The following is a 21,119-nucleotide window of genomic DNA, read 5'->3' on the forward strand; positions in this document are numbered from 1 at the left end:
CGCCGAAACGTCGGAACGCCGGAACCCCGCACGCCGTCCCCGTACCGGCCGCCCCGCTCCCCGATCCCCGGCGAGCCTTCCTGGTGATCCGCCCGGCCAGGGCGCACCCTGGAAAAAGGGCGCGCGTGTGCCCGGCCCGGCGCGCGCCAGGCTCCGCAGCACCGGGAGGACCGCGACATGACCCCCACCGAGCAGCCGAGAGCCGCGGACACCCTGGTCGTGTTCGGCATCACCGGCGACCTCGCCCGCAAGATGACGCTGCGCGCCCTGTACCGGCTCGAAAAGCGCGGCCTGCTCAGCTGCCGCGTCATCGGCGTGGCCAGCAGCGAGATGACCACGGCCGACTTCGTCGCGCAGGCCCGGGACCGTATCGCCGCCACCGGGCAGCAGATCGACGACGGCGTCTTCCGGCGGTTCGCCGAGCGCGTCACCTACCTGCACGGCGACGTCACCGACGCCGCGCTCTACACCCGGCTCGGCGCGGAGATCGGCCCCGGCCACTCCGCCCTCTACTACCTCGAAATGCCGCCCCAGCTCTTCGGCCCCATCGTCGAACAGCTCAGCGTCGCCGACCTGTTGTCCGACGCACGGGTCGCCGTCGAGAAGCCGTTCGGCCACGACCTCGCCTCCGCGCGCGCCCTCAACACCCGCCTGCGCGCCGTCCTGCGCGAGGACCAGCTCCTGCGCGTGGACCACTTCCTCGGCAAGGAACCGGTCATCGAGCTGGAGTACCTGCGCTTCGCCAACCCCGCGCTGGCCGGCCTGTGGGACCGCGACAGCATCTGCGCCGTGCAGATCACCATGGCCGAGGACTTCGGCATCGAGGACCGCGGCGCGTTCTACGACCCCGTCGGAGCGCTGCGCGACGTGGTCCAGAACCACCTGCTCCAGGTGCTCGCCGCCGTCGCCATGGACCCGCCCGCCGACGCGGGCGCCGACAGCCTCAGGGACCGCAAGGCCGAGGTGCTCAAGGCCGTACGCGCCGCCGACCCCCGCCACAGCGTCCGCGGCCAGTACGCCGGTTACCGCGACACTCCCGGCGTGGCCGCCGACTCCGACACCGAGACGTACATCGCGTTGCGGCTGGAGGTCGACAACTGGAAGTGGATCGACGTCCCGTTCTTCCTGCGTGCCGGGAAGAACCTGCCGGTGCGCAACACCGAGGTGCGGCTCGTCCTGCGCCGCGCCCCGCGGCTGGCGTTCCTGCCCACCCCCCACCAGGCCGAGCAGAACCAGATCGTGCTGCGGATCGACCCGGACCCGGGCGTGCGCCTGCAACTCGTCGCCCAGGGCGAGCAGACCTGGCGCCCGCTGACCTTGGACGCGTCCTTCATGCGGGAACTCGGCGAGCCTTTCGAACCCTACGAGCGCCTGCTGCACGGCGCCCTCATCGGCGACCACAGCCTGTTCACCCGGGAGGACGGCGTCGAGGAGGCGTGGCGGATCGTCCAGCCCCTCCTCGACGACCCCGCCCCGCTGCACCCCTACGAACCCGGCACCTGGGGACCCACCGAGGCCGACGCGCTCGTCCACGGCCGCCCGCCGTGGCACGAGCCCTGGACCGCCGGCTTCGACTCCTGACCCCACCCCGCGGGCCCGGTCGGCGCAGGACGCCGATCTGACATGATGCGCTGTCAAGTACCCGGGGGCAGCTGTCGTGTCGCAAGGAGGAGCGGGCCGTGTTCGACGTCCTGGAACCAGAGGACCCGCACCAGGTCGGGCGGTACCGGATCGTGGCGCGGATCGGCGCGGGCGGCATGGGGCAGGTGTACCTGGGGCGTTCGCCCGGCGGGCGCCCGGTCGCGGTGAAGGTGGTCCGGCCGGAACTGGCCAGGGACGGTGACTTCCGCCGCCGCTTCGCCCGCGAGGTGACGGCCGCCCGGCGCGTGAACGGGGCCTTCACCGCGGGCGTCGTCGACGCCGACCCCGACGGGGCGCCCGCGTGGCTGGCGACCGTCTACGTCTCCGGGGTGTCGCTGGGCGAGGCGGTGGCCGAGCACGGTCCCTGGCCCGCCGAGCCGGTCCTGGCGCTCGGCGCGGGTCTCGCCGAGGCGCTGGAGGCCATCCACGCGGCGGGTGTCGTCCACCGCGACCTGAAACCGTCCAACGTGCTGCTGGCGCCCGACGGGCCCCGGGTGATCGACTTCGGCATCTCGTCGGCGAGCGAGGCCAGCGCGCTGACCCACACCGGCATGACGATCGGCACACCCGGCTTCATGTCCCCCGAACAGCTCACCGGGACGCTGGTCGGCCCGGCCGGCGATGTCTTCGCGCTCGGCGCGGTCCTGGCGTACACCGCCGCCGGCATCGGCCCGTTCGGCACCGGCACCCCGCACGCCCTGCACTTCCGCGCGGTGTACGAGGAGCCCGACCTCTCCGCCCTGCCGGCCGAGGTGCGCGACCTGGTGGCGGCCTGCCTGGCGAAGAGGCCCGAAGACCGGCCGGAGGTGGGGGAGTTGCTCCGCCTGATGGGCACGCGAGAGGACCGGGCGGCGTCCGACGCGACGCTGCTGCTGACCGAGGGCTGGATGCCGGACGCGGTCAACCGCTTCGTCCGAGAGCGGAGCGCGGCCGCGCTGCCCCGCAGCCAGGGGGCCGAACCGGCCGCGGTTCCCGAGCCGGCGTCGCCGTCGACCGGGGACGCGCCCGCGGCGCACAACGAGGCCCCGGCCGCGGGGACGACCCCGACGCCCCGCCCCACCCCGACCGTTGCGGACGCCGCCTCCGCGCCACCGCGGGGTCCGGCCGTACCTCCCGCGGCGCCCGACATACCCCACGCGCCGACTCTGCACGCTGCCGCCGGGTCGCCGGCCGCCCCCGTTCCTGCCCCCTCCCCGGTTCCTGCCCCCGCCCCCGGCCTGCACGAGGCGCTCACCCAGCCCGGCGACCGGGCTGCCCCGGGCCTCGTCCCGCCGCAAACTCCGGACGACGAGGCACCCGAACCGGCAACCGAGCCGGCGCCACCGGTGATTCCGTACCCCGGCGCCGTTCCCGGCCCCCTCTCGCGGCGCAGCGCCCTGCTCGCCCTGACCGGCGTCGCGGTCGCCGCCGGAGCGGGCATCGCCCTGTGGAAGGCCAACGACGACGGTTCCGGCTCGGCCGGCTCGCCCTCCGCCGGAGGGACCCCCACCACCGGGCCGACCCCCTCCACACCGAAGCGCACGTTCCGACCCGGCCAGAAGCGCTGGCAGTTCCCCGCGCGCGACCAGGTGGAGACGACGCCGACCGTCGTCGGCGGGGTCGTCTACTTCGGCAGCAACGACCACGACTTCTACGCCCTCGACGCCGCGACGGGCAAGCCGCGCTGGACCTTCGCTGGCGACGGCCTGATGCGGTCGACGGCGGCCGTCGCGAACGGCATGCTCTACGCCGGCAGCGACGACGGCAACCTGTACGCGCTGGACGTCACGACGGGCCGGAAGCGCTGGGTCTTCCGTACCGGCAACCTCATCGACTCGTCGCCCGTGGTGGTCGACGGGGTGCTCTACTTCGGCAGCGCCGACGCGAACCTGTACGCGCTGGACGCCGTCACCGGGAGCAAGCGCTGGAGCCACCACTTCCCGCACGACGGCCTGATCACCCAGTCGCCCGCCGTGGCCGGCGGCCTGGTCTACATCAGCACGCTGGACCACTACCTCTACGCCCTGGACGCGGCCACCGGCAAGGTGCGCTGGTCCTTCCGGACCGGCCACGTCGTCGGCTCGTCGGCCACGGTCGCCGGCGGCACGGTCTACTTCGGCAGCCTCGACAACCACCTGTACGCGCTCGACGCCGTCAAGGGGAGCAAGCGCTGGTCCTTCGAGGTGATGGGGGTGAACTCCACGCCCACGGTCGCCGGCGACGCGGTCTACTTCGGCGCCGACGACCAGCGCCTGTACGCGCTCGACGCGAGGACGGGCGCCAAACGCTGGGCCTTCCGCACCGGCGACCTCGTCGACTCCCAACCGGCCGTGGCGGACGGCGTGGTGTACACCGGCAGCGCCGACAGCCACCTCTACGCGGTGGACGCCGCGACGGGCAAGCAGCGCTGGGCCTTCCCCACGAACGGCCCCGCCTGGTCGCCGACCGTGGCGGACGGCGTCGTCTACGTCGGCAGCAAGAGCGGTCTCCTCTACGCCGTGCAGACCTGAGCGCGGCCCCTGCGGAGTCGTTCCCGCCGCCCGCCGCCCGCCGCCTGCCGCCTGCCGCCTGCCGCCCGCCGTCTGGCGCCCGGGGTCAGCGGGCGGCTGCCACGGCCAGGAGGAACCAGCCCGTGTGCGGAATCCACTGCTCGGCCCACCGCCACGACTCCTCCTCCGGGGCGTTCGCGGGGAGGAAGGCGATGTCGTCCTCGTCGCTCCAGCCGGAGGTGATGCCGTTGACGATGCCGCCGGGCAGGTTGGGGAAGTCCGAGGCGTAGTCCACGTTGCCGCGGCCACGGCCCTGAAGCATGCACGCCTGGAAGGGATTTCGGCCGGTGATCCACGCCAACTGGTCGTCGGCGAAGTCCAGCAGCCGCTCCCGGTCGGCCGCGGACACGCCCTCGGCGCCGGCGCAGAAGGACGCCGCCGCGGCGAGCGAGGCGATGGTGGCGTTCTCGCCCTGCCACCAGTAGCCGGTCTCGTTGGCGTGCGGGAAGAAGAACGCGTCACGGTCGGTGCCGCCCGAAGGGCGCACCCGCTGCCGCGGATAGCCGAACGGGTTCGGCACCGCGGAGGTCCGGGCGAGCGTGTCGAGCATCGCCCGCACCGCCAGCGAACGGGCCTCGCCGGCCTCGGGGGAGTCGGGGAGGACGGCCGCGAAACGGAGCAGGGCGAGGACGGGCAGGCCGGCCTCCACCGCGTGGAAGAAGGGCCGCCCCTCCGCGTCGGCGGTGAACCAGCCGGGCCCGTCGCCGTCCGGCCGTACGTACCGGCGCACCAGCAGCCGCGCCCGGCGCCGGGCCGCCGCGACCACCGGGGCGCCGGCCGCGACCAGTTCGCAGGCCGCCAGCAGCGCCGCGTAGTCGTCGACCACCGTCTCGGTGCCGTCGTCGAGGTACTCCAGGTTGTGCGCTTCGAGGTGCGCGAAGCCGCCCAGCGCCGCGTCCAGGTACTGCGCGCCGGTGAAGTCGCCGTGGTCGTCGAGGGTGGAGGCGCGGGCCAGCGCGGCGATCGCGAGGCCGCCGCCCTGCCGGTACGCGGCCTGGTAGTCGTCGGTACGGACGCACTCCGCCAGCGGCGCCGTCACGAACCGCTCGTCCAGCCGCTTGGTGAGCGCGTCGAAGACGCCGGTGTAGAAGTAGCCCTCGGGGGCGCGGAAGCGGACCAGGAAGTCGGCGCCCCACAGGGCCTCGTCGCGCAGCCGGGCGCCGAGCGAGCGGACCAGCTCGGGATGCCGCTCGGCGAGCACGTCCCCGGCCGCCGCCAACGCCCAGGCGCACAGCGGGATCTGTTGCGGGCTCATGGTGCGGGTGTAGGTGAGGTGGCTGAGGAACTTGCTCGGGTCGCCGCTCGCGTCCAGCCAGCCGCCGCTCGCGTCCACCTCGCGCCCGCTGTCGTCGGCCCACAGCCGCGCGTGCCGGTCCTTGCGGTCGATCTCGCCGCTGGAGCGCATCGCCCGGAAGTACGCGAGCACGTCGGACATCGTCTGCCGCTGGAGCCGGTCCGGGGCGATCTCGAACGGCTCCGAGACCGTCTCGCGCCCGTCGCCGTCCACGATCCGCACGGTGTACGTGCCGGCGGGCAGGTCCCGGGGGAGCGGGACGCGGGCGAAGGGCCCCGCCCGCCAGCCCGGGACGGCACCGACCGGGCCTGCGGTGAGCGGGCGGGGGCCGCCGGGGCCCAGGAGTTCGGCCACGCGCGGCGCGCGGCCGTCGGGCAGCACGGCGACCACGGCCTTGGCGGCGGCGAGGCCGTGGCCCAGGTGCGCGGTCAGGATCGTCGCGGAGTCATCGGTCGAACGCACCCTCGGGTACCGCCCCTTCCCTCGTGCCGCCCGGACGTTCCGGGCGGCGGTGGTTGTCACACGTACGCAGTTGCGCCGTCAGGCGACCATCGCCGCCATCGCGACGATCATCGCGGCACTGCCCGCCTCGTGCAGCAGCGCCGCGGCCGGCCCGCGCCCGGCCCGGCCGGGATCGGCCGGCCCACGCGCGGGGGCCGGGCCCGCGCCGGAGCCCGCCAGCGCGGCGACGTGGACGCCCGTCCGCGCCACCAGCCAGCAGGCGACGACGAACACGAAGAACCGCACGTCGTACGCCCCCTCGCCGCCGGGCATCCGCATTCCGGGGCGGTGGCCCGCCGCCCCGGTGAGCCCGGTCAGCCCGGCGTGCCCGGCGGACCCGGGCCGGGCGACCGCCGCGGTCAGCAGCGCCATCGTGGCCAGGTCCACGACGGCCGCGGTCCGGCCGCGGCACGGGCCGGCCAGCGCCGTCCACACCCCGGCCCCCGCGACGGCGCAGGCCCCCGCCACCAGCGGCGTGCCGCACACCCCGCAGGCCATCAGCGCCATCACCACCGCGACGACCGCGGCCGGCCCCCAGGCCCGGGCCCGGGCGGCGAGCCGCTCGGCCAGGCACATCCCGGCTCCCACGAGCCCGACGGCCATCGCCACTTCACTCATCGTGCCTTCCGCTGGGTGGGAGGGACCGGCTGCGCGGACGGCGGACCGCCCGCGCACGCGGAACGTCGGAACCGTCGACGTCGTGACTGTTGACGTCGCGGTGGCCCGGAACTCACCGGTGCCCGACCGACGGCGGGCCCACGCCTGACCTACGGCGGGCCCACGCCTGACCTACGGCGGGCCTCCGGGTGGGCCCGTGCCCGTGGTGGTGCGAAGGGCCGGGCCCGGACGACGCGTCGGCCGGGCCCGGCACTAGGCCGTGGTGTGGAAAGCCCTCCCCCCTGCCTTCGGCGGGTGAGGTGCCCCCATCCCGTGGTGCCTGGCACGCACGCTCGCTTCGTTGTCGGGCTGGTCCGAGCAGGCCCACTACGAGGACGCCCTCCGCCGTGCGATCTGGGGGCACCTCCCGCGCCGAAGGCTGTGGGGGAGCACCAGACGTCACGGGCCCCGCCCTTCGGGCGGACGGCGCTCCTTCCACAACACGGCCTAGTACGGGTAGTGGACCGGTTCGCTCGCGACCGTGCGCCAGCGGCGCTCGGTGAACTCCTCCAGGTTCGCGTCGCCGCCGGCCCGGCCGCCCAGTCCGGAGTGGCCGATCCCGCCGAAGGGGGCGAGCGGTTCGTCCTGGGGCGTCGCGTCGTTGACGTGGACCATCGCGGAGTTCAGGCGGCGGGCGACCTCGGTGGCCCGGTGGATGTCGGAGCCGACGACCGAGGAGACCAGGCCGTAGCGGGTGTCGTTGGCGAGTTCGACCGCCTGCTCGGCGCCGTCGACGACCGCGACCGGCGCGATGGGCGCGAAGATCTCCTCGGTCCACAGCGCGGAGGCCGGATCGACGTCCACCACGACGGTCGGGCGGAAGAACCGGCCCTCGTTCGTGCCGCCGGTCAGCACCCGGGCACCGCCGGCCACCGCCTCGTCGAGCAGCCGCCTGGCGCGCGCCAGTTGGACGTCGTTGATGATCGGACCCAGACCGGTCCGGTCCCGGAAGGTGTCGCCCACGGTGATGGCCGCGGCGCGCTCCGACAGGTTGCGCAGGTAGGCGTCGGCGACCGCGCGATCGACGATGTGCCGCCCCGCGCTGATGCAGGTCTGCCCCTGGTAGTGGAAGCTCGACCACGCCCCGATCATCGCGGCCTGATCGGCGTCGGCGTCGGCCAGGACGACGAGGGCGTTGTTGCCGCCGAGTTCCAGCGAGGTCTTCTTGAGCAGGGACCCGGCGGTGCTCGCGATCTGCCGGCCGACCGTCGTCGAACCGGTGAAGTGCACCATCGCCACGTCCGGGTGCTCGACCAGCCTCCGCCCGACCTCCTCGCCGCCGGGCAGCACCTGGAAGACGCCGGCCGGCGCCCCCGCCTGCTCGAACAGCTCCGCTATCGCCAGGCCGCCGGACAGCGGCGTCTCCGGCGAGGGCTTGAGCAGCACGGTGTTGCCGAGCGCGAGCGCGGGTGCGATGACCCGCATCCCCAGCACCAGCGGGAAGTTCCACGGCGTGATCGCGGCGACCAGGCCGACCGGCACGCGCTCGCCCACCGAGAAGCGGCCCGGGTGCCCGGTCTGCAGCACCTCGCCGACCGGCCGGGAGGCCAGCGCCGCCGCCTCGGTCAGCTCGCCGACCGCGGAGGCGATCTCGTAGTCGGCCTTGCCGGCGATGCTGCCGGTCTCCCGCACGATCAACTCGCGGAAGCTGTCGGCGTGTTCGAGAGCCGTTGCGACGCCGCGGAGGATCGCCGCACGCTCGGTGTACGGGAGCGCCGCCCAGGCGCGTTGCGCGGTCACCGATGACGCCACGGCGGCGTCGACGTCGGAGGTGGCGGCGTCGCCGGCGACCCCGAGCAGCTCACCGGAGGACTTGTCACGGACCTGGAGGGTGCCTCCGGCGGCGGGCGGGTGGAATCGTCCGTCCGTGTAAATGGCTTTCGACCATGGGGGGTTGTGCGTTGCCATGTTCAGCTCCATTCAGGATTCCTAGGTGCTCCGGGGGGCGGGTGCCGTGACGTCCTGGGGTGCCCCTGACCCTCCGGGGCGCCCCCTTCTGTCGGTTCCGGGACCTTGCGCCCGGCGGGTGGCTCGTCGCGCGGCTCTCCCCCTGCCTTCGCCGGGAGGTGCCCCAGCGCCCCTGGTGAGTGAGGCTTCCTCCGCGAGCGGTCCTGGAACCGACAGCACGGGCACGCACCTGGGGTCAGGGGGCCGTCAGCCGGGACTTGGCCAGCGCCACCGCGCCGGCGACCGGGGGGACTTCCAGCAGGCGTAGCGTCAGATCGGGTTGGGCCGCGGCGAGGTGGGAGCGCAGGCCGTCGGCGAGGAGGGGTTGGGCGAGGACCACGCCGCCGGCGGCCACGACGGTGCGGCCGGTGGCGCCGCGCGCACGCAAGCGGTAAACGAGCGCGGCCAGTTCGGCCGCGGCCGCGTCCACCACCTCGGCGGCGAGCGAGGAACCCGCGGCGGCCGCGGCGAAGACCGCGGGCGCCGCCGGGCCCCAAGTGGCGGGCGTGGGGGAGTCGTTGACCGCGCGGGCGAGCCCGGGGGCGTCGGCCACACCGTAGTGGGCGAGGAGCGCGGAGAGCAGCCCGTCGTCGGGCAGGCCCATGTCGTGTGCGGCCAGCGCCGCCTTCGCCGCCTCCCGTACGATCGCCGGCGCGCTGCCCTCGTCGCCGAGCACCCAGCCCCAGCCGCCGGCGAACAGCACGGTGCCGTCGGCGCCGGTGCCCACCGCGATGGAGCCGGTGCCGGCGATGACGCCGATCCCCTGCGCCAGACCGGCGGCCGGCACCAGCAGCGCGGCGTCGTTGACGACGCTCGCGGGCACCGCGAGCGCTTCGAGGGCCGCGCCGAGGTGCGCGCAGTGCTCCTGCGTGTCGCAGCCCTGCGCGCCGACGCCGAGGGCGGCGACCTCGTCGCCCGCGGGCAGTACGGTGCGCACCCGGTCCAGCAGCCAGCGCGCGGCGTGCCGGACCGGGGCGGCCTCCCACCCCGTGGAGGGCAGTTCGACGTCGGCGCGGACCGTGCCGTCCGGAGCCGCGACCCGGATCGCGACCTTGGTGCCGCCGATGTCGGCGCCGACCAGGACCCTCATACCGTCGGCCCCCCGGTCACCTTGATGTCGGCGTTGTGGAACACGAACTCCTCGATGTCCACGGCGCGGACCTCGGCGACGGCCTCGACGAGGATCTGCGCGACCAGGATCTCCAGCACCGCGCGCTGCGCCGCCGGCAGCCGCGGCACCCGCACCGGGTGCAGCATCGGCCGCTTCTCGGGCGGCGCCGAGGTGACCAGCACCACCGGGTGCCCCGCGGCCGCGAGGGTGTCGGCCACGGTGTGCTCGCGCTCGTCGCCGAAGACCACGTGCACCCCGCCGCCGGCCGACTCCATCGCGCCGTGCAGGTACTGGCGGGTGCTCATCCCGGTCGACGGGATGCGGACGACCTCGCGGAAGAGCAGCGCGGACGCCTCGGCGGAGCCCACCGCGGGGCCGGCGCCGACGAAGTCCGCGGAGGTGGCGGTCGCGAAGAGCGGGGCCAGGGCCCGCACCTGCTCGCGCAGTTCCTTCTCCGTCGCGGCGAACAGCGCGCCGAGCCGGGCCCAGCCCTCGTCCGGCGCGCCGCCGTCCCACGCGTCGGCGAGCATGCCGAGCGCGGCGACGGTCGCGGTGTAGCCGATGGTGGAGGCGTAGCTGTCGGGCACGCTGCCGATGTCGAGCACGCCGGTGGCGATGTCCGCGATCGGCGAGGGGGTCATGTTGACCACGGCGTGCCGCAGCGACGGGTCGACGGATTCGAGCACGGCGAGCGTCTCGGAACTGCGGCCGCTCTGCGAGACGCCGAACACCGGGTGCCGGCTGGCGGGGAACGGCAGCGGGTGGTCGCCGGCGCCCAGCCGCCAGGAGTGCACGCCCCGGCTGCGCAGCGACCACACCGGCGCGCAGGCGGCCGCCAGGCTGGCGCCGATCCCGACGAACACCGGTCCCGGGCCGGTGAGCAGCCCGGCCGTGGCGAGCGAGGCCACCGACGGGGCCAGCCGGGCGATCGCGGCTTCCAGTTCCTCGGCCTGGGTCGCGCGGGCCGTGGCGTAGGGGAGGTATCCCTCGCTCATGTCTGCTCCGTTCCGTCGTAGGTCCGTGTGGTGGGGTCCCACTGCGGTGGGATCGGGGGCACCTCTGGTGCGCTGCTCGCCACCCGGACGGGTGCGCCGAGGTCGACGGACTCCTCGACCGCGAGCATCACGTCGAGCACGTGGTACGCCAACTCGCCGCTGGCGCGCGGGCGGGTGCCGGACCGCAGGGCGCGGGCCAGTTCGAGGACGCCGACGCCCCGGCCGCTCGGGACGCCGACGGCGGGCACCGTGGTCCACGGCGCGCCGGGCGTGGTGTCGGTCAGCAGCCGGGTGTCGCCGTCGAAGCCGCTCACCGGCACCTCCATGACACCGTCGGAGCCGGTGATCTCGAAGAGCTGGCGGCGCAGCGGCGAGTCGAAGCTGTAGACGGAGGTGCCGACCGCCCCGGAGGCGAAGGTGGTCACCACGCTCACGTGGGTGGGCACCTCCACCGGGAACGCGGCGCCGGCGTCCGGCCCCGCGCCGATGATCCGCTGCGGGCGCGGGCTCTGGCCGCTCGCGCTCACCGACACGACCGGGCCCAGCAGTTGGACCAGGGCGGTCACGTAGTAGGGGCCGATGTCGAAGAGCGGGCCCGCGCCCTTGGCGAAGAGGAACTGCGGCCGCGGGTGCCACAGATCGGGCCCGGGGCCCTGCATCAGGGTGAGCACCGTCCTGGGCGTGCCGATCGCGCCCTCGGCCAGCAGCCGGTGGGAGGTCTGCACGCCGGGGCCGAGCACGGTGTCGGGGGCGTTGCCGACCACGACGCCCGCGGCGGCCGCGGCGTCCAGGACGGCGCGGGCGCTCGCCCGGTCCAGGGCCAGCGGCTTCTCGCCCCACACGTGCTTGCCGGCCGCGATCGCGGCCAGCGCGACCTCGGCGTGGGCGGCGGGGACGGTCAGGTTGACCACCAGGTCCACGTCGTCGCGGCGCAGGACCTCGTCGGTGGTGCCCCAGGCCGGCACGCCGTACGCCTCGGCCTGCGCGCGGGCGCGGGCGGGCACCAGGTCGGCCACGGCGGTGACGGCGAGGTCGGGGTAGCCGGTGAAGGCGTCGAGGTACTGGGCGGAGATGTCGCCGGCGCCGACCACCGCGACCCGCACGGGCGCGCTCATGCGGCACCCCCGGCCAGGAAGTACGCGGCGTTGCGTTCGACGAGCGGCCAGACGTCGCTGTGGTGGGCGACCACCTCGACGACGGGCAGCTCCACGTGCGCCGCGGTCAGCGCCAGCACCTCGTCCATCCGGCCGGCCGTGTCGACGCCCAGCACCGGGCGGTCGTTGCCGGGCTCCCGCTCGTGCACCACGTGCAGATGGCGCACCCGGTCGCCCAGGCGCGGCAGCAGCTCGAACACGTCGGCGCCGCCCACCCCTGCCCAGTAGACGTCGACCTCCAGCACCACCGCGGGATCGAGCAGCGCGGTGAGCACGTCGTAGGCGGGCACCCCGTCGATACGCTGGGCGAACTCGAAGTCGTGGTTGTGGTAGCCGATCCGGATGCCGCGCGCGGCGGCGCTCTCGGCCGCGGCGTTGAGCGCGTCGGCGAGGCGTTCCACCCCCGCCCGGTCGGCGATGCTGCCCGGGTCGACGTACGGCGTGATGACGCAGCCGATGCCGAGCGCCTGCGCGGCGTCCAGGATGTCCGCCACGTCGTGCCGGAGCACCGACGCGTGGGCGGTCGCGGCGCTCAGCCCGGCGTCCCGCAGCGCGGCGCCGAGCCGCTCGGTGTCCCCGAGGATGTCGTACGGCTCCGCGTGGGTGAAACCGAAGCCCGCCAGTCGCGCGAGGGTACGGTCGAGGTCCGCGGGTCCGATGTCGTCACGCACGCTGTAGAGCTGGATTCCCAGCGGCTGCGCGGTCGTCATGCGCCGGCCTTTCCGTGGTCGTGGTCATGGTCGTGCTCGTGGTCGTCGTGGTGGGTTCCGCGGTCGTGGTGCGGGTCGTGCCGCTGGCCCGGACCGCCTTCCCCGGGCGGGTGGTGGCCGCCGGCGTGGCAGTGCGCGGCGGTGGGGGCCGGGATGTCCAGCGTCGGGTTGCGGTCGAAGAAGCCGTACGGCTTGAGCGCGAACCCGGCGGAGTCGACGGGCATCACCGGCCAGTCCTCGGGCCGCGGGAAGTGGGTCAGGCCGAAGGTGTGCCACAGCACGATGTCGGTGTCGTCCACCGACCGGTCGGCGGCGGTCCACGCGGGCAGCCCGCCACCGCCCTGGTGCATGTTGACCAGGTCGCCCGCCGGGTACCGCTCGTCCGGCGCGTACGGCGTCACCCACAGGTGCCGGGTGGCGTACGTGGCCCGCCGGTGGATGTCGGAGTCGGCGTCGGCGAGCAGCACCGGCCGTCCCTCCGGGTGGAGTTGGTAGCCCACCGGGTTGCCCAGCCGGTTGGTGACCGAGGGGTTGGTGACCACCCAGGACCGGTTGCGGGTGTTGTCGGCCAGGCGCTGCGCGCCGGACTCGGTGCGCAGCCGGGTGACGGTCTGGGTGAAGCCGGTGCCGGTGGGGTTGCCCGGCCCGCGCGGCACCGCGGCGGACTCCACCTCGTCCACGGCGTTGCCGGTGCCGTCGACCGCCATGTCCAGCCGGGCGCTGAACAGGTGCTGGTGGTACGGCGCGCCGAGGCCGGGGGCGAGTTCGGAGGCGTAGGCGTAGCCGGGGCCGGGATAGCCGGAGGTGAAGACGACACCGGTCGCCTTGACCTCCAGCTCGATGGCGCCGTCGAGCGAGAAGTACCAGTAGAAGCCGTAGTCGTAGTTGCCGACGGTGACGAAGAAGGAGATCACCAGGCGCCGGCCGCGCCGGGACTGGGTGGAGCCGTTCCAGTTGTCGGAGTGCTTCCACAGGATGCCGGTGTCCTCCTCGTGGATGCAGATCGCCTGCGGGACGACGTGGACGCCGCCCTCGCTGTCGGCGAGCACCGCGTCGAGGTAGGTGATGTCGCCGACGCAGTCGCAGCCCAGTTCCAGGGAGTTGGCGAACCCGCCGAGCAGGTACTCGCCGCAGTCGAAGAAGTTCTGGAACCAGCGCTGCGGGCTCGGGTCGCCGTAGGGGACGACCATCTCGGCCAGGGAGGCGCGGTAGAGCACGGGACGGCGGCGGCCGGCGTCGTCGATGCCGATGTTGTGCAGCACCAGGCCCTCGCGCTGGTCGAAGCCGACCTGGAGGGACCAGCCGAGCCAGTCGATGACGCCGTTCTCGTCGATGGTGAAGCTCGGGCCCTCGGGCTGGGTGATCTCGATCGGCTTCAGCCCGGCGCGCGGCGGCTGCCCGACCCACCGCGGGTCGTGGTAGTTGCCGTCCTCCTGCGGTACCGGCAGGTGCGCGACGTCCAGCACGTCGAGGACCTCGCGGGTGACCACGTCCACGACGACGGTGACGCCGTCGACCGGGTGCGCCCAGCCGAGGTCGTCCGGCGTCTTCTGCACGAAGGTGAAGCAGCGCTGGAGGCGGCGGCCCTCCTCACCCGCGCCGGGCACGCCCGCGGACAGCGGGTTGACCCGCAGTCGCGTCACGTCGGTCAGGCCGCGCCTGCGCATCGCCGCGAGCCAGCGCTCGTCGCGGTGCACGATCTCCTCCACGAGCGGGAACTCGGCGAGCACCACCGGGACATGGCCGTCGGTGGCGGTGTCCAGCACGCGGGCCGACACGATCCGGTCCTCGCCGGGGCAGGCGACGACGTCGTGCGACAGGCCGGTGCGCAGGTCGATCAGCATGGCGCGGAAGCGGCGCGGGGCGATCGCGCCGGAGAGCAGCTCGCGCTTGTCCTGCTCGGCGAGGCCGAAGTAGGACACGTGGGTGTCGGGGCCGATCAGGCCCTCGCGCCGGAGCAGCGCGGTGCAGGCGGTGATCTCGTCGGGGCGCGGCGAGGCGAGGGCGACGGCCAGGGCGGGCGCGTCGTAGGCGTCGGCGCGGCCGGTGGCGCCGGCGGCGGCACTGCCGTCGTCGCCGCCGTGCGCGGGCGGTGGTGTTGCTGTGGTCACGGGGGCTCCGCTTCTGCGAAGGGGGTTCGGGGGGCGCCGGGTCATTGGCCGGCGTTCCGCATGAAGGAGGTGCGCAGGCGGTAGCGGTCGCCGGCGTAGCGGATCGACGAGGACAGCAGCGGCCGCTGGGCGCGGTCGCGGACGATCTGCCGCATGTCGAGGACGGGGGTGCCCGCCGCGATGGCGAGGTGGCCGGCGAGCGCGGCGTCGGCGGGCCGGGCCTCGATGGTGGTGTCGGCCTGGGCGAGCTCGAAGCCCGCGTCGGCGATCGTGTCGTAGAGGGACCGGACGGTGAAGTCGACCGTGTCGAAGCCCGCGGCGACGTCGGTGGGGACCAGCGAGTGGTCGACCGCGATGGGTACGCCGTCGAGCATGCGGACCCGCTCCAGCCGGTACAGCGGGGTGCCGGGGGCGATCTGGAACGCCTCCGCCTCGTCGAAGCTGGCCGGACCGGTCTCTCGGCGCAGCACCTGCGAGGTGGCCAGCAGGCCCATCCGGCGGGCGGTCTCGGAGAACGACTCCAGGGTGTTGGGCCACTCCTTGCGCTCCGCCGCGGAGACGTACCAGCCGCGGCCCTGCGCGGCGCGCAGCACTCCCTCCTCCACCAGCGCGGTGAGCGCCTTGCGCAGCGTGACCCGCGAGATGCCGAGCATCCGGCACAACTCGCGTTCCGGGGGCAGCCGGGAGCCGGGCTTGACCTCGCCGACGGCGATCCGGTTCTCCAGCGCCTCCTTCGCCTGCATCCACAGCGGCTCCGGGTAGCCGCCGGTCAGCGCGGCCGGCACCGCAGGCAGCTCCGGTACCGCCGGCGCCGGTGTTCGCGGTGCCGGTGCCTGGCCCGCCGGTGTCCGCGGTGCCGCCGCGGGGTCCGGCCGGCGCGCGCTCATGTGATCCGTGCTCATGCCGGCGCCTGGACCTTCGGCTCCTGGACCTTCTCCCACGTGCCCGAGCGCATCGAGGCGTAGCAGGCGTCCAGCACGTGGTTGACGACGACGCCGTCCTCGAAGGTCTCGCGGGGCACCTCGCCGCGGGCGAAGCAGTCCACGAAGTGCCGCATCTGCTGGCTGAACCCGTAGGCGCGGGCCTCCTCCGGCACCGGGTAGACCCAGCCGGTGTCGGCGTCGGCCTTCTCCACCAGGTAGCCGGCCGGGCGCTCGATGAAGCCCCACACCGGTGTCGCGGAGGTGTCGGTGACCAGGCGGCCGGCGCTGCCGACGAGTTCGTGCCGCAGTTGCATGCCGCCCTTCTCGATCCACGACGACTCCACGGTGGCCAGCTGGCCGCCCGCGAACTTCAGCAGCGCGATCGCGGTGTCCTCGCCGGTGGTCCGGTCCGCGTGGGCGAGGGTGGCGCCCCACGCGAAGACCTCGGTGATCGGGTTGTCCTTGCCGAAGAAGTGCCGGGCGGACTCCACCGTGTGGCACCCCATGTCGAGCAGGGCGCCGCCGCCGGCGGTCTGCGCGTCCCAGAAGTGCGGGGCGTGCGGCCCGGAGTGGGCCTCGCGGGCCCGCATGGTGAGCAGATCGCCGATCGCGCCGGCCGCGACCATGTCGTGCGCCTTGGCGATGTTGGGCGAGAAGACCGAGCTCTCGGCGTAGCCGTGCCAGACGCCCGCCTCGCGGACCACGTCCAGGATCTGTGCCGCCTCCGCGCCGGTGCGGGCCAGCGGCTTGGTGCACACCACGCCCTTGCCGGCGGCGGCGACGGTCCGTACCGCGTCCAGATGCGCCTCGTTGGGCACCGCGACGACCACCAGGTCGACAGCCGGATCGGCGCACAGGGCGGCCATGTCGTCGTAAGCGCGGGCCTCCGGGGCCCACTTGGCGGCCAGCGCGGTGGCGCGCGCGAGGTCGCGCGAACAGGCTGCCACCAGCGTCGCGTTCCTCACGTCCTGGAGCGCGTCCGCGTATGTGTCGCCGATGAATCCCGAACCTATGAGACCGACGCCGATCACGCGTTCCTCTTCCCTCGTCCTGCGGTGGCCGGCCGCGGGCGGTGCCCGCAGCCGGACTCTCACGTTAGTTCTTTGGTCTGCTTATGGTATGTCAGGGGTCCACTAAATATAGACCACGCAATACCACTGGGGGAAAGCGGGCGGTCCCCATCAGCCCTCCAGCAGTACGTCGAAGGCCCGGGACAGCTCCTCGTCGACCGACTTCAGCTCCGGGTGGGCGTCGTAGTGCGCCAGCACCTCCCGGGCGCCCTGCGAGAACGACACCTCGGGTGCGAACCCCGGTACCAGCGCGCGCAGTTTGGAGGTGTCGAAGAGCATCGAGTGCCGGAAGTCGTGCTCCAGCACCTCGCCCCAGCCCGGCACCCGCTCGGCGATCGACTCGCTGGCCCGGTGCCGCAGCAGGGGGTCGCGCACCCCGGCCGCCGTGGCCAGGGTGAGATGGATCTGGTCCCAGGTGAGGATGTCGCCGCTGACCACGTTGACGCTCTCGCCGACCGCGTGGTCCAGGCCGAGCAGCGCCACGAAGGCCCGCGCGAAGTCCCGGGCGTGGGTGAGGGACCACAGCGACGTGCCGTCGCCGTGCACCACCACCGGCCGCCCCGCGCGCATCCGCTCGATCGCCGTCCACCCGGCGAGCACCGGGACCACCGTGCGGTCGTAGGTGTGGAAGGGCCGTACGATCGTCAGCGGGAAGCCGGTGTCGCGGTAGGCGTCCTCCAGCAGCAGCTCGCAGGCGATCTTGTCCCGCGCGTAGCCGAAGACCGGCTGGCGGCGCGGGCTGGACTCGGTGATCGGCAGGTGCGGCACCGGCCGGCCGAAGACCGAGCAGGTGCTGATGAAGACGTACTGCCCGGTCCGGCCGGTGAACAGCTCCGGATGCGCCCGCACGTCGTCGGGCGTGAAGCCGACCCAGTTGACGACCGCGTCGAACTCCTCGTCGCGCAGCACCGCCTTCAGCGCCGCCGGGTCGCGGACGTCCGCCCGCAACTGCCGTACGCCGTCGGCGACCGCCCGCACCGGCTCCGAGCGCGTCACGATCGTCACGTCCGCGCCCTGGGCCGCGGCCCGCGCGGCCGCCGCCGAACCGATCATCCCGGCACCGCCGAGGAACAGCACCCTCATGCCTGCTCCTCGGTCGGCGCCGGGACGACCGCGCCACGGGACAGCCCGTGGCCGACCAGATGGGCGTAGGAACGGCGCAGCGCCTCGAACGTGTCGATGTGCAGCCGCTCCAGCTCGACGATGTGCCAGCGCGGACCCGACGGCGTCGTCAGGGTGCGGGTCCAGTCGATCCGGCCCTCCCCGATCGGCACCATCACGTCGTCCTCGTAGGAGAGCGCCGGGCCGTCCTTGACGTGCACGAAGCGCGCCCGCTCGCCGAGCCCGGCCAGCACCTGCGCCGGGTCGGCGCCGCCCATCACCGTCCAGTAGGCGTCGAGTTCGACCAGCACCCGGTCGTCGAGCAGTTCCAGCAGCAGGTCGTACGCCGACCGGCCGCCGAACTCCTGGCTGAACTCGGCGAAGTGGTTGTGGTAGGCGATCCGCATGCCGCGGCCGGCCGCGCGCTCGGCGGCCTCGTTGACCCGCGCCACGCCGTGCCGGATCGCGTCGGGGGAGTCGAACTCCTCGCGCTCCATGCTCCACACCAGGACCTCGGCGCCGAGCTCCTGGTTCTGGTCCAGCAGCCGCTCGGCGTCCGCCCCGGCCGGGAACGGGGTGTGCGCGCTGGTGAGGGTGAGCCCGGCCGCCGCGACGGCGTCCCTGACCCGGGCCGGCCCGAAGTGCTCCACCAGCCCGTAGGTCTCGATGCCCAGGTAGCCCAGCTCCGCCAGCCGGGCCAGGGTGCCCTCCAGGTCGGCGCGTGCCTGGTCCAGCACCGTGTACATCATGACGCCGATACCGGCTGCCATGTCTCCTCCTCCGGCCGGCCGCGCGGGGCCGGCGCTCGTCGTCTCAGTCACGGCCGGCCGCCCACAGCAGCGCCTGCCGGACCAGGGCGCGCACCGGCGGCTCGCCCCAGGAACGCATGTCGTGGCCGAGCGCCAGGTAGACCACCCGGCCGGCCCCGACCTCGCGGGCGTACAGCACCGGGATGACCGCGCCGTCCGCCCGGTGCCGCTGCGCGAGCACCGTCACGTCCTCGTCGGCGAGCTCGAACTCGTAGTACTCGTCGAAGAGTTCGAAGTCCGTGACGCCCTCGGTGATCGGGTGCTCCGCGACGATCTCGATGGTGTGCCGGCCCTCGTGGTGGCCCGGCCCGTGCGAGAGGTAGCGGTTGCCGAGCAGCTCGAACATCGGGCGGTCGGCCGGGTCCAGGCCGTCGCCCTGCCAGCCGAGGATGTTGGCGCCGTGCACCCCGACCAGCCCCTTGCCGGCCCGCACCGCGTCGGCCAGCGCCTGCTGCTGGCCGGTCGCGAAGTGCCCGCCCGCGGTGTAGAAGAGGTAGACGTCCGCCTCGGCCGTCTCCGGCCGCGGATCGGTGAACCGGCTGGTGCCCATGGCCTTGCGGGTGGCGAACCCGGCCTCGACACCGAGCTGCTGGAAGACTCCGGCGGCACTGAGCAGGTCGTGGTGGGTGTCGTCGCCGTTCACGACGACCATGGCTCTCGGCGTCGTCAGGTGGGACATGGCTCTCCTCGCGGGGGTGCGGCAGAAAACGGGATCGGGGTGCCCGGCGCCAGCGCACGGGGCGGGTGGATCGGACCGGGCGCGGGGTGCGGGCCGGGTGGGCGGTGCGGACCGGGCGCGCGGTGGGGGTGCGCGGCCCGCGGTGCGGTGCGCGGGCCGCGGCGGATCAGACCGGCTTCAGCCGCAGCGCGACCACCGGGTTGGGCACCGGGCTGAAGTAGGGGTCCTGCGGCGTGGGGAAGCCGGTCGCCTTCGCGGTGCTCCAGTTGCCGTAGCTGCCCCAGTAGAACATCGGTATCCACGGCAGGTTCTCCACGAAGATCTTCTCGATCCCGTCCAGGATCTGCTGCCGCTGGGCGTCCGTGGTCGCCTTCGGGTACTCCTTGAACAGCTCCGCCGCCTCCGCGTTCCGGAACCGCTCGATGTTCTGGTACGTCGGCGTCGCCTTGCCGAGCGGGAAGTACAGATTCGGGTTGATGGTGTCGTAGTAGTAGGAGAACGCCCGCGGCGCGGAGTTCACCGGGTAGCCCATCGTGGAGTCGAAGTCACCCTTGGCGGTGCGGGTGTTGATGTCGTTCACCGTGGTGGTGTCGATGGTGAGCTTGATGCCGATGTCCTTGAGCTGGGAGATCAGCACCTGCACCCGGGAGGCGATGTCGGTGTACGCCGACGGGAAGGTGATCGAGAACTCCAGCCGCTTCCCGCCCTTGCGGTAGTAGCCGTCGCCGCCCTTGGTGTAGCCGGCGTCGGTCAGCGTCTGGTGCGCCTTGCCCACGTCCTGGGTGAAGTCGAGGCCCTTGTACTGCGGCGCGATCGACGAGGTGTACGCGGGCATCGGCAGCCCGGTGACGCTGGTGGCCGGCGGCGAGGCGGTGGCCGCGCCGACCTGCTTGCGGTTCACCCCGAGGCTGATCGCCTTGCGCACCGCGATGTCGCTCAGCGGCCAGCGCTCCAGGTTGGGGATCAGGCCGTCGGTCCCGGCCAGCGGCGCCCAGTAGTTGTTGTGCTTGCTGCGGCTGAGGTACGTCCGGTCGGCGTTGGCGATGTACGTGCCGCCCCAGTCCGCCAGACCCTGGACGAGCGCGTTCGTCATGCTCTCGTTGTCCTTGTACGCGACGAACCGCAGCGACTTGATCTGCGCCTTCGGCTGCCAGTAATCCTCGTTGCGCACCAGCGTGAAGCTCTGCGGGGAGAACTGGTCGAGCTTGTACGGGCCGGTGCCGACCGGGTTCTTGTCGGTGTACGTGACCGGGTTCTTCACCGTCGACCAGATGTGCTTGCTGACGATCGGGACCGACACCACTTCGGTGAAGAACTGCTCGGAAGGCACGTCGAAGGTGAAGACGATCTGCGTGGGGCTCGGCGAGGTGACCGTGCTGAACTTGACGCCGCCCAGGTTGAGCGCCCCGTTCTGCTTCAGCAGGGTGTAGGTGAAGATCACGTCGTCGGCGGAGAACGCCGTGCCGTCCGTCCACTTCACACCGGTCTGCAACTCCAGCGTCAGCGTCTTGTTGCTGTTCGACCAGCGCCAGGACTTCGCCAGCCAGGGCAGGTCATGGCCGATGTTGACGGTGTTGATCTGGACGAGCGGCTCGTAGATGAAGCCGCCGGACCCGGGGCTGGTGTAGGTCAGTCCCTGGGCGGTGTTCTCCAGGAACGGGTTGAAGACCTGCGTGAGGTTGTCGGCTTGGGCGGCCACGGTGAGCGTGTCGCTGCCGCCCGAGCTGCCGCCGCCGGACGGCTGGCAGGCGGACAGCGCGAGGGTGCCGGCGCCTGCCAGCGCACCTGCGAGGACGCCGCGTCTGGTCATGCCGGACGCGAGGGGCGACTGTGAAGTGGTCACGTGCGTCTGCTCCTTGGAAGTAGGGACAGCGGATGAGCTACGTGC

Annotated in this window: 16 protein-coding genes; 2 read left to right on the forward strand and 14 right to left on the reverse strand. The window is 73.6% G+C overall.

The genetic code is table 11. The features are described 5' to 3' along the window. Window positions 1-177: 177 nt before the first annotated feature. On the forward strand, window positions 178-1,581 hold the full coding sequence (locus ACIPAE_RS18375; protein WP_366411963.1) for a glucose-6-phosphate dehydrogenase: 1,404 nt from the start codon (window positions 178-180) through the stop codon (window positions 1,579-1,581). Window positions 1,582-1,679: 98 nt separating this feature from the next. Continuing rightward, on the forward strand, window positions 1,680-4,130 hold the full coding sequence (locus tag ACIPAE_RS18380) for a PQQ-binding-like beta-propeller repeat protein (RefSeq protein WP_402446264.1): 2,451 nt from the start codon (window positions 1,680-1,682) through the stop codon (window positions 4,128-4,130). Between the two features lie 85 nt (window positions 4,131-4,215). Here ACIPAE_RS18380 and ACIPAE_RS18385 read toward each other — a convergent pair whose 3' ends face one another. The 14 genes from ACIPAE_RS18385 to ACIPAE_RS18450 form a co-directional block, all read right to left on the reverse strand. Continuing rightward, window positions 4,216-5,925 carry a glycoside hydrolase family 9 protein gene (locus ACIPAE_RS18385; RefSeq protein WP_402446267.1) on the reverse strand — a complete coding sequence of 570 codons (1,710 nt, stop codon included), beginning with the start codon at window positions 5,923-5,925 and terminating at the stop codon, window positions 4,216-4,218. 78 nt (window positions 5,926-6,003) lie between these two features. After that, the gene (locus tag ACIPAE_RS18390; RefSeq protein ID WP_402446270.1) at window positions 6,004-6,582 is read right to left on the reverse strand and encodes a hypothetical protein; all 579 of its coding nucleotides are present in this window, start codon (window positions 6,580-6,582) and stop codon (window positions 6,004-6,006) included. Window positions 6,583-7,068: 486 nt separating this feature from the next. Then, the gene (locus ACIPAE_RS18395; protein ID WP_402446273.1) at window positions 7,069-8,529 is read right to left on the reverse strand and encodes an aldehyde dehydrogenase family protein; all 1,461 of its coding nucleotides are present in this window, start codon (window positions 8,527-8,529) and stop codon (window positions 7,069-7,071) included. A 235-nt stretch (window positions 8,530-8,764) separates the two neighbouring features. Continuing rightward, on the reverse strand, window positions 8,765-9,658 hold the full coding sequence (locus ACIPAE_RS18400) for a BadF/BadG/BcrA/BcrD ATPase family protein (protein WP_366411968.1): 894 nt from the start codon (window positions 9,656-9,658) through the stop codon (window positions 8,765-8,767). Continuing rightward, on the reverse strand, window positions 9,655-10,674 hold the full coding sequence (locus tag ACIPAE_RS18405) for an SIS domain-containing protein (RefSeq protein ID WP_402446276.1): 1,020 nt from the start codon (window positions 10,672-10,674) through the stop codon (window positions 9,655-9,657). The genes ACIPAE_RS18400 and ACIPAE_RS18405 overlap by 4 nt, the downstream gene beginning before the upstream one ends. Beyond that, complete coding sequence (locus tag ACIPAE_RS18410) at window positions 10,671-11,789, reverse strand: Gfo/Idh/MocA family protein (protein ID WP_402446279.1); 1,119 nt, start codon at window positions 11,787-11,789, stop codon at window positions 10,671-10,673. Before ACIPAE_RS18410 ends, ACIPAE_RS18405 begins: the two co-directional genes overlap by 4 nt. Beyond that, the gene (locus tag ACIPAE_RS18415) at window positions 11,786-12,538 is read right to left on the reverse strand and encodes a sugar phosphate isomerase/epimerase family protein (protein WP_402446281.1); all 753 of its coding nucleotides are present in this window, start codon (window positions 12,536-12,538) and stop codon (window positions 11,786-11,788) included. The genes ACIPAE_RS18410 and ACIPAE_RS18415 overlap by 4 nt, the downstream gene beginning before the upstream one ends. Then, window positions 12,535-14,649, reverse strand: coding sequence for a primary-amine oxidase (locus ACIPAE_RS18420; protein ID WP_402446284.1), 2,115 nt, complete (start codon window positions 14,647-14,649; stop codon window positions 12,535-12,537). The genes ACIPAE_RS18415 and ACIPAE_RS18420 overlap by 4 nt, the downstream gene beginning before the upstream one ends. Before the next feature lie 41 nt (window positions 14,650-14,690). After that, the gene (locus ACIPAE_RS18425; protein ID WP_366411971.1) at window positions 14,691-15,551 is read right to left on the reverse strand and encodes a GntR family transcriptional regulator; all 861 of its coding nucleotides are present in this window, start codon (window positions 15,549-15,551) and stop codon (window positions 14,691-14,693) included. Next, on the reverse strand, window positions 15,548-16,603 hold the full coding sequence (locus ACIPAE_RS18430; protein ID WP_402446286.1) for a Gfo/Idh/MocA family protein: 1,056 nt from the start codon (window positions 16,601-16,603) through the stop codon (window positions 15,548-15,550). Before ACIPAE_RS18430 ends, ACIPAE_RS18425 begins: the two co-directional genes overlap by 4 nt. A 150-nt stretch (window positions 16,604-16,753) precedes the next feature. Then, complete coding sequence (locus ACIPAE_RS18435; RefSeq protein ID WP_402446289.1) at window positions 16,754-17,725, reverse strand: NAD-dependent epimerase/dehydratase family protein; 972 nt, start codon at window positions 17,723-17,725, stop codon at window positions 16,754-16,756. Beyond that, window positions 17,722-18,513: a sugar phosphate isomerase/epimerase family protein gene (locus tag ACIPAE_RS18440; RefSeq protein ID WP_402446291.1), complete on the reverse strand. Its 792-nt coding sequence runs from the start codon at window positions 18,511-18,513 to the stop codon at window positions 17,722-17,724. The genes ACIPAE_RS18435 and ACIPAE_RS18440 overlap by 4 nt, the downstream gene beginning before the upstream one ends. Before the next feature lie 43 nt (window positions 18,514-18,556). Beyond that, complete coding sequence (locus ACIPAE_RS18445) at window positions 18,557-19,231, reverse strand: ThuA domain-containing protein (protein ID WP_329361327.1); 675 nt, start codon at window positions 19,229-19,231, stop codon at window positions 18,557-18,559. Between the two features lie 166 nt (window positions 19,232-19,397). Further along, window positions 19,398-21,074: an ABC transporter substrate-binding protein gene (locus tag ACIPAE_RS18450; protein WP_402446295.1), complete on the reverse strand. Its 1,677-nt coding sequence runs from the start codon at window positions 21,072-21,074 to the stop codon at window positions 19,398-19,400. Between the last annotated feature and the right edge of the window lie 45 nt (window positions 21,075-21,119).

This window comes from Streptomyces sp. NPDC087270 (genome assembly GCF_044744625.1).
Classification (GTDB): Bacteria; Actinomycetota; Actinomycetes; order Streptomycetales; family Streptomycetaceae; genus Actinacidiphila.

Bases quoted from the DNA above. Each gene is read 5' to 3' on its own strand.
- ACIPAE_RS18375 (WP_366411963.1), top strand. From the start codon at position 178: ATGACCCCCACCGAGCAGCCGAGAGCCGCGGACACCCTGGTCGTGTTC.
- ACIPAE_RS18390 (WP_402446270.1), bottom strand. From the start codon at position 6,582: ATGAGTGAAGTGGCGATGGCCGTCGGGCTCGTGGGAGCCGGGATGTGC.
- ACIPAE_RS18395 (WP_402446273.1), bottom strand. From the start codon at position 8,529: ATGGCAACGCACAACCCCCCATGGTCGAAAGCCATTTACACGGACGGA.
- ACIPAE_RS18400 (WP_366411968.1), bottom strand. From the start codon at position 9,658: ATGAGGGTCCTGGTCGGCGCCGACATCGGCGGCACCAAGGTCGCGATC.
- ACIPAE_RS18405 (WP_402446276.1), bottom strand. From the start codon at position 10,674: ATGAGCGAGGGATACCTCCCCTACGCCACGGCCCGCGCGACCCAGGCC.
- ACIPAE_RS18410 (WP_402446279.1), bottom strand. From the start codon at position 11,789: ATGAGCGCGCCCGTGCGGGTCGCGGTGGTCGGCGCCGGCGACATCTCC.
- ACIPAE_RS18415 (WP_402446281.1), bottom strand. From the start codon at position 12,538: ATGACGACCGCGCAGCCGCTGGGAATCCAGCTCTACAGCGTGCGTGAC.
- ACIPAE_RS18425 (WP_366411971.1), bottom strand. From the start codon at position 15,551: ATGAGCACGGATCACATGAGCGCGCGCCGGCCGGACCCCGCGGCGGCA.
- ACIPAE_RS18435 (WP_402446289.1), bottom strand. From the start codon at position 17,725: ATGAGGGTGCTGTTCCTCGGCGGTGCCGGGATGATCGGTTCGGCGGCG.
- ACIPAE_RS18440 (WP_402446291.1), bottom strand. From the start codon at position 18,513: ATGGCAGCCGGTATCGGCGTCATGATGTACACGGTGCTGGACCAGGCA.
- ACIPAE_RS18445 (WP_329361327.1), bottom strand. From the start codon at position 19,231: ATGTCCCACCTGACGACGCCGAGAGCCATGGTCGTCGTGAACGGCGAC.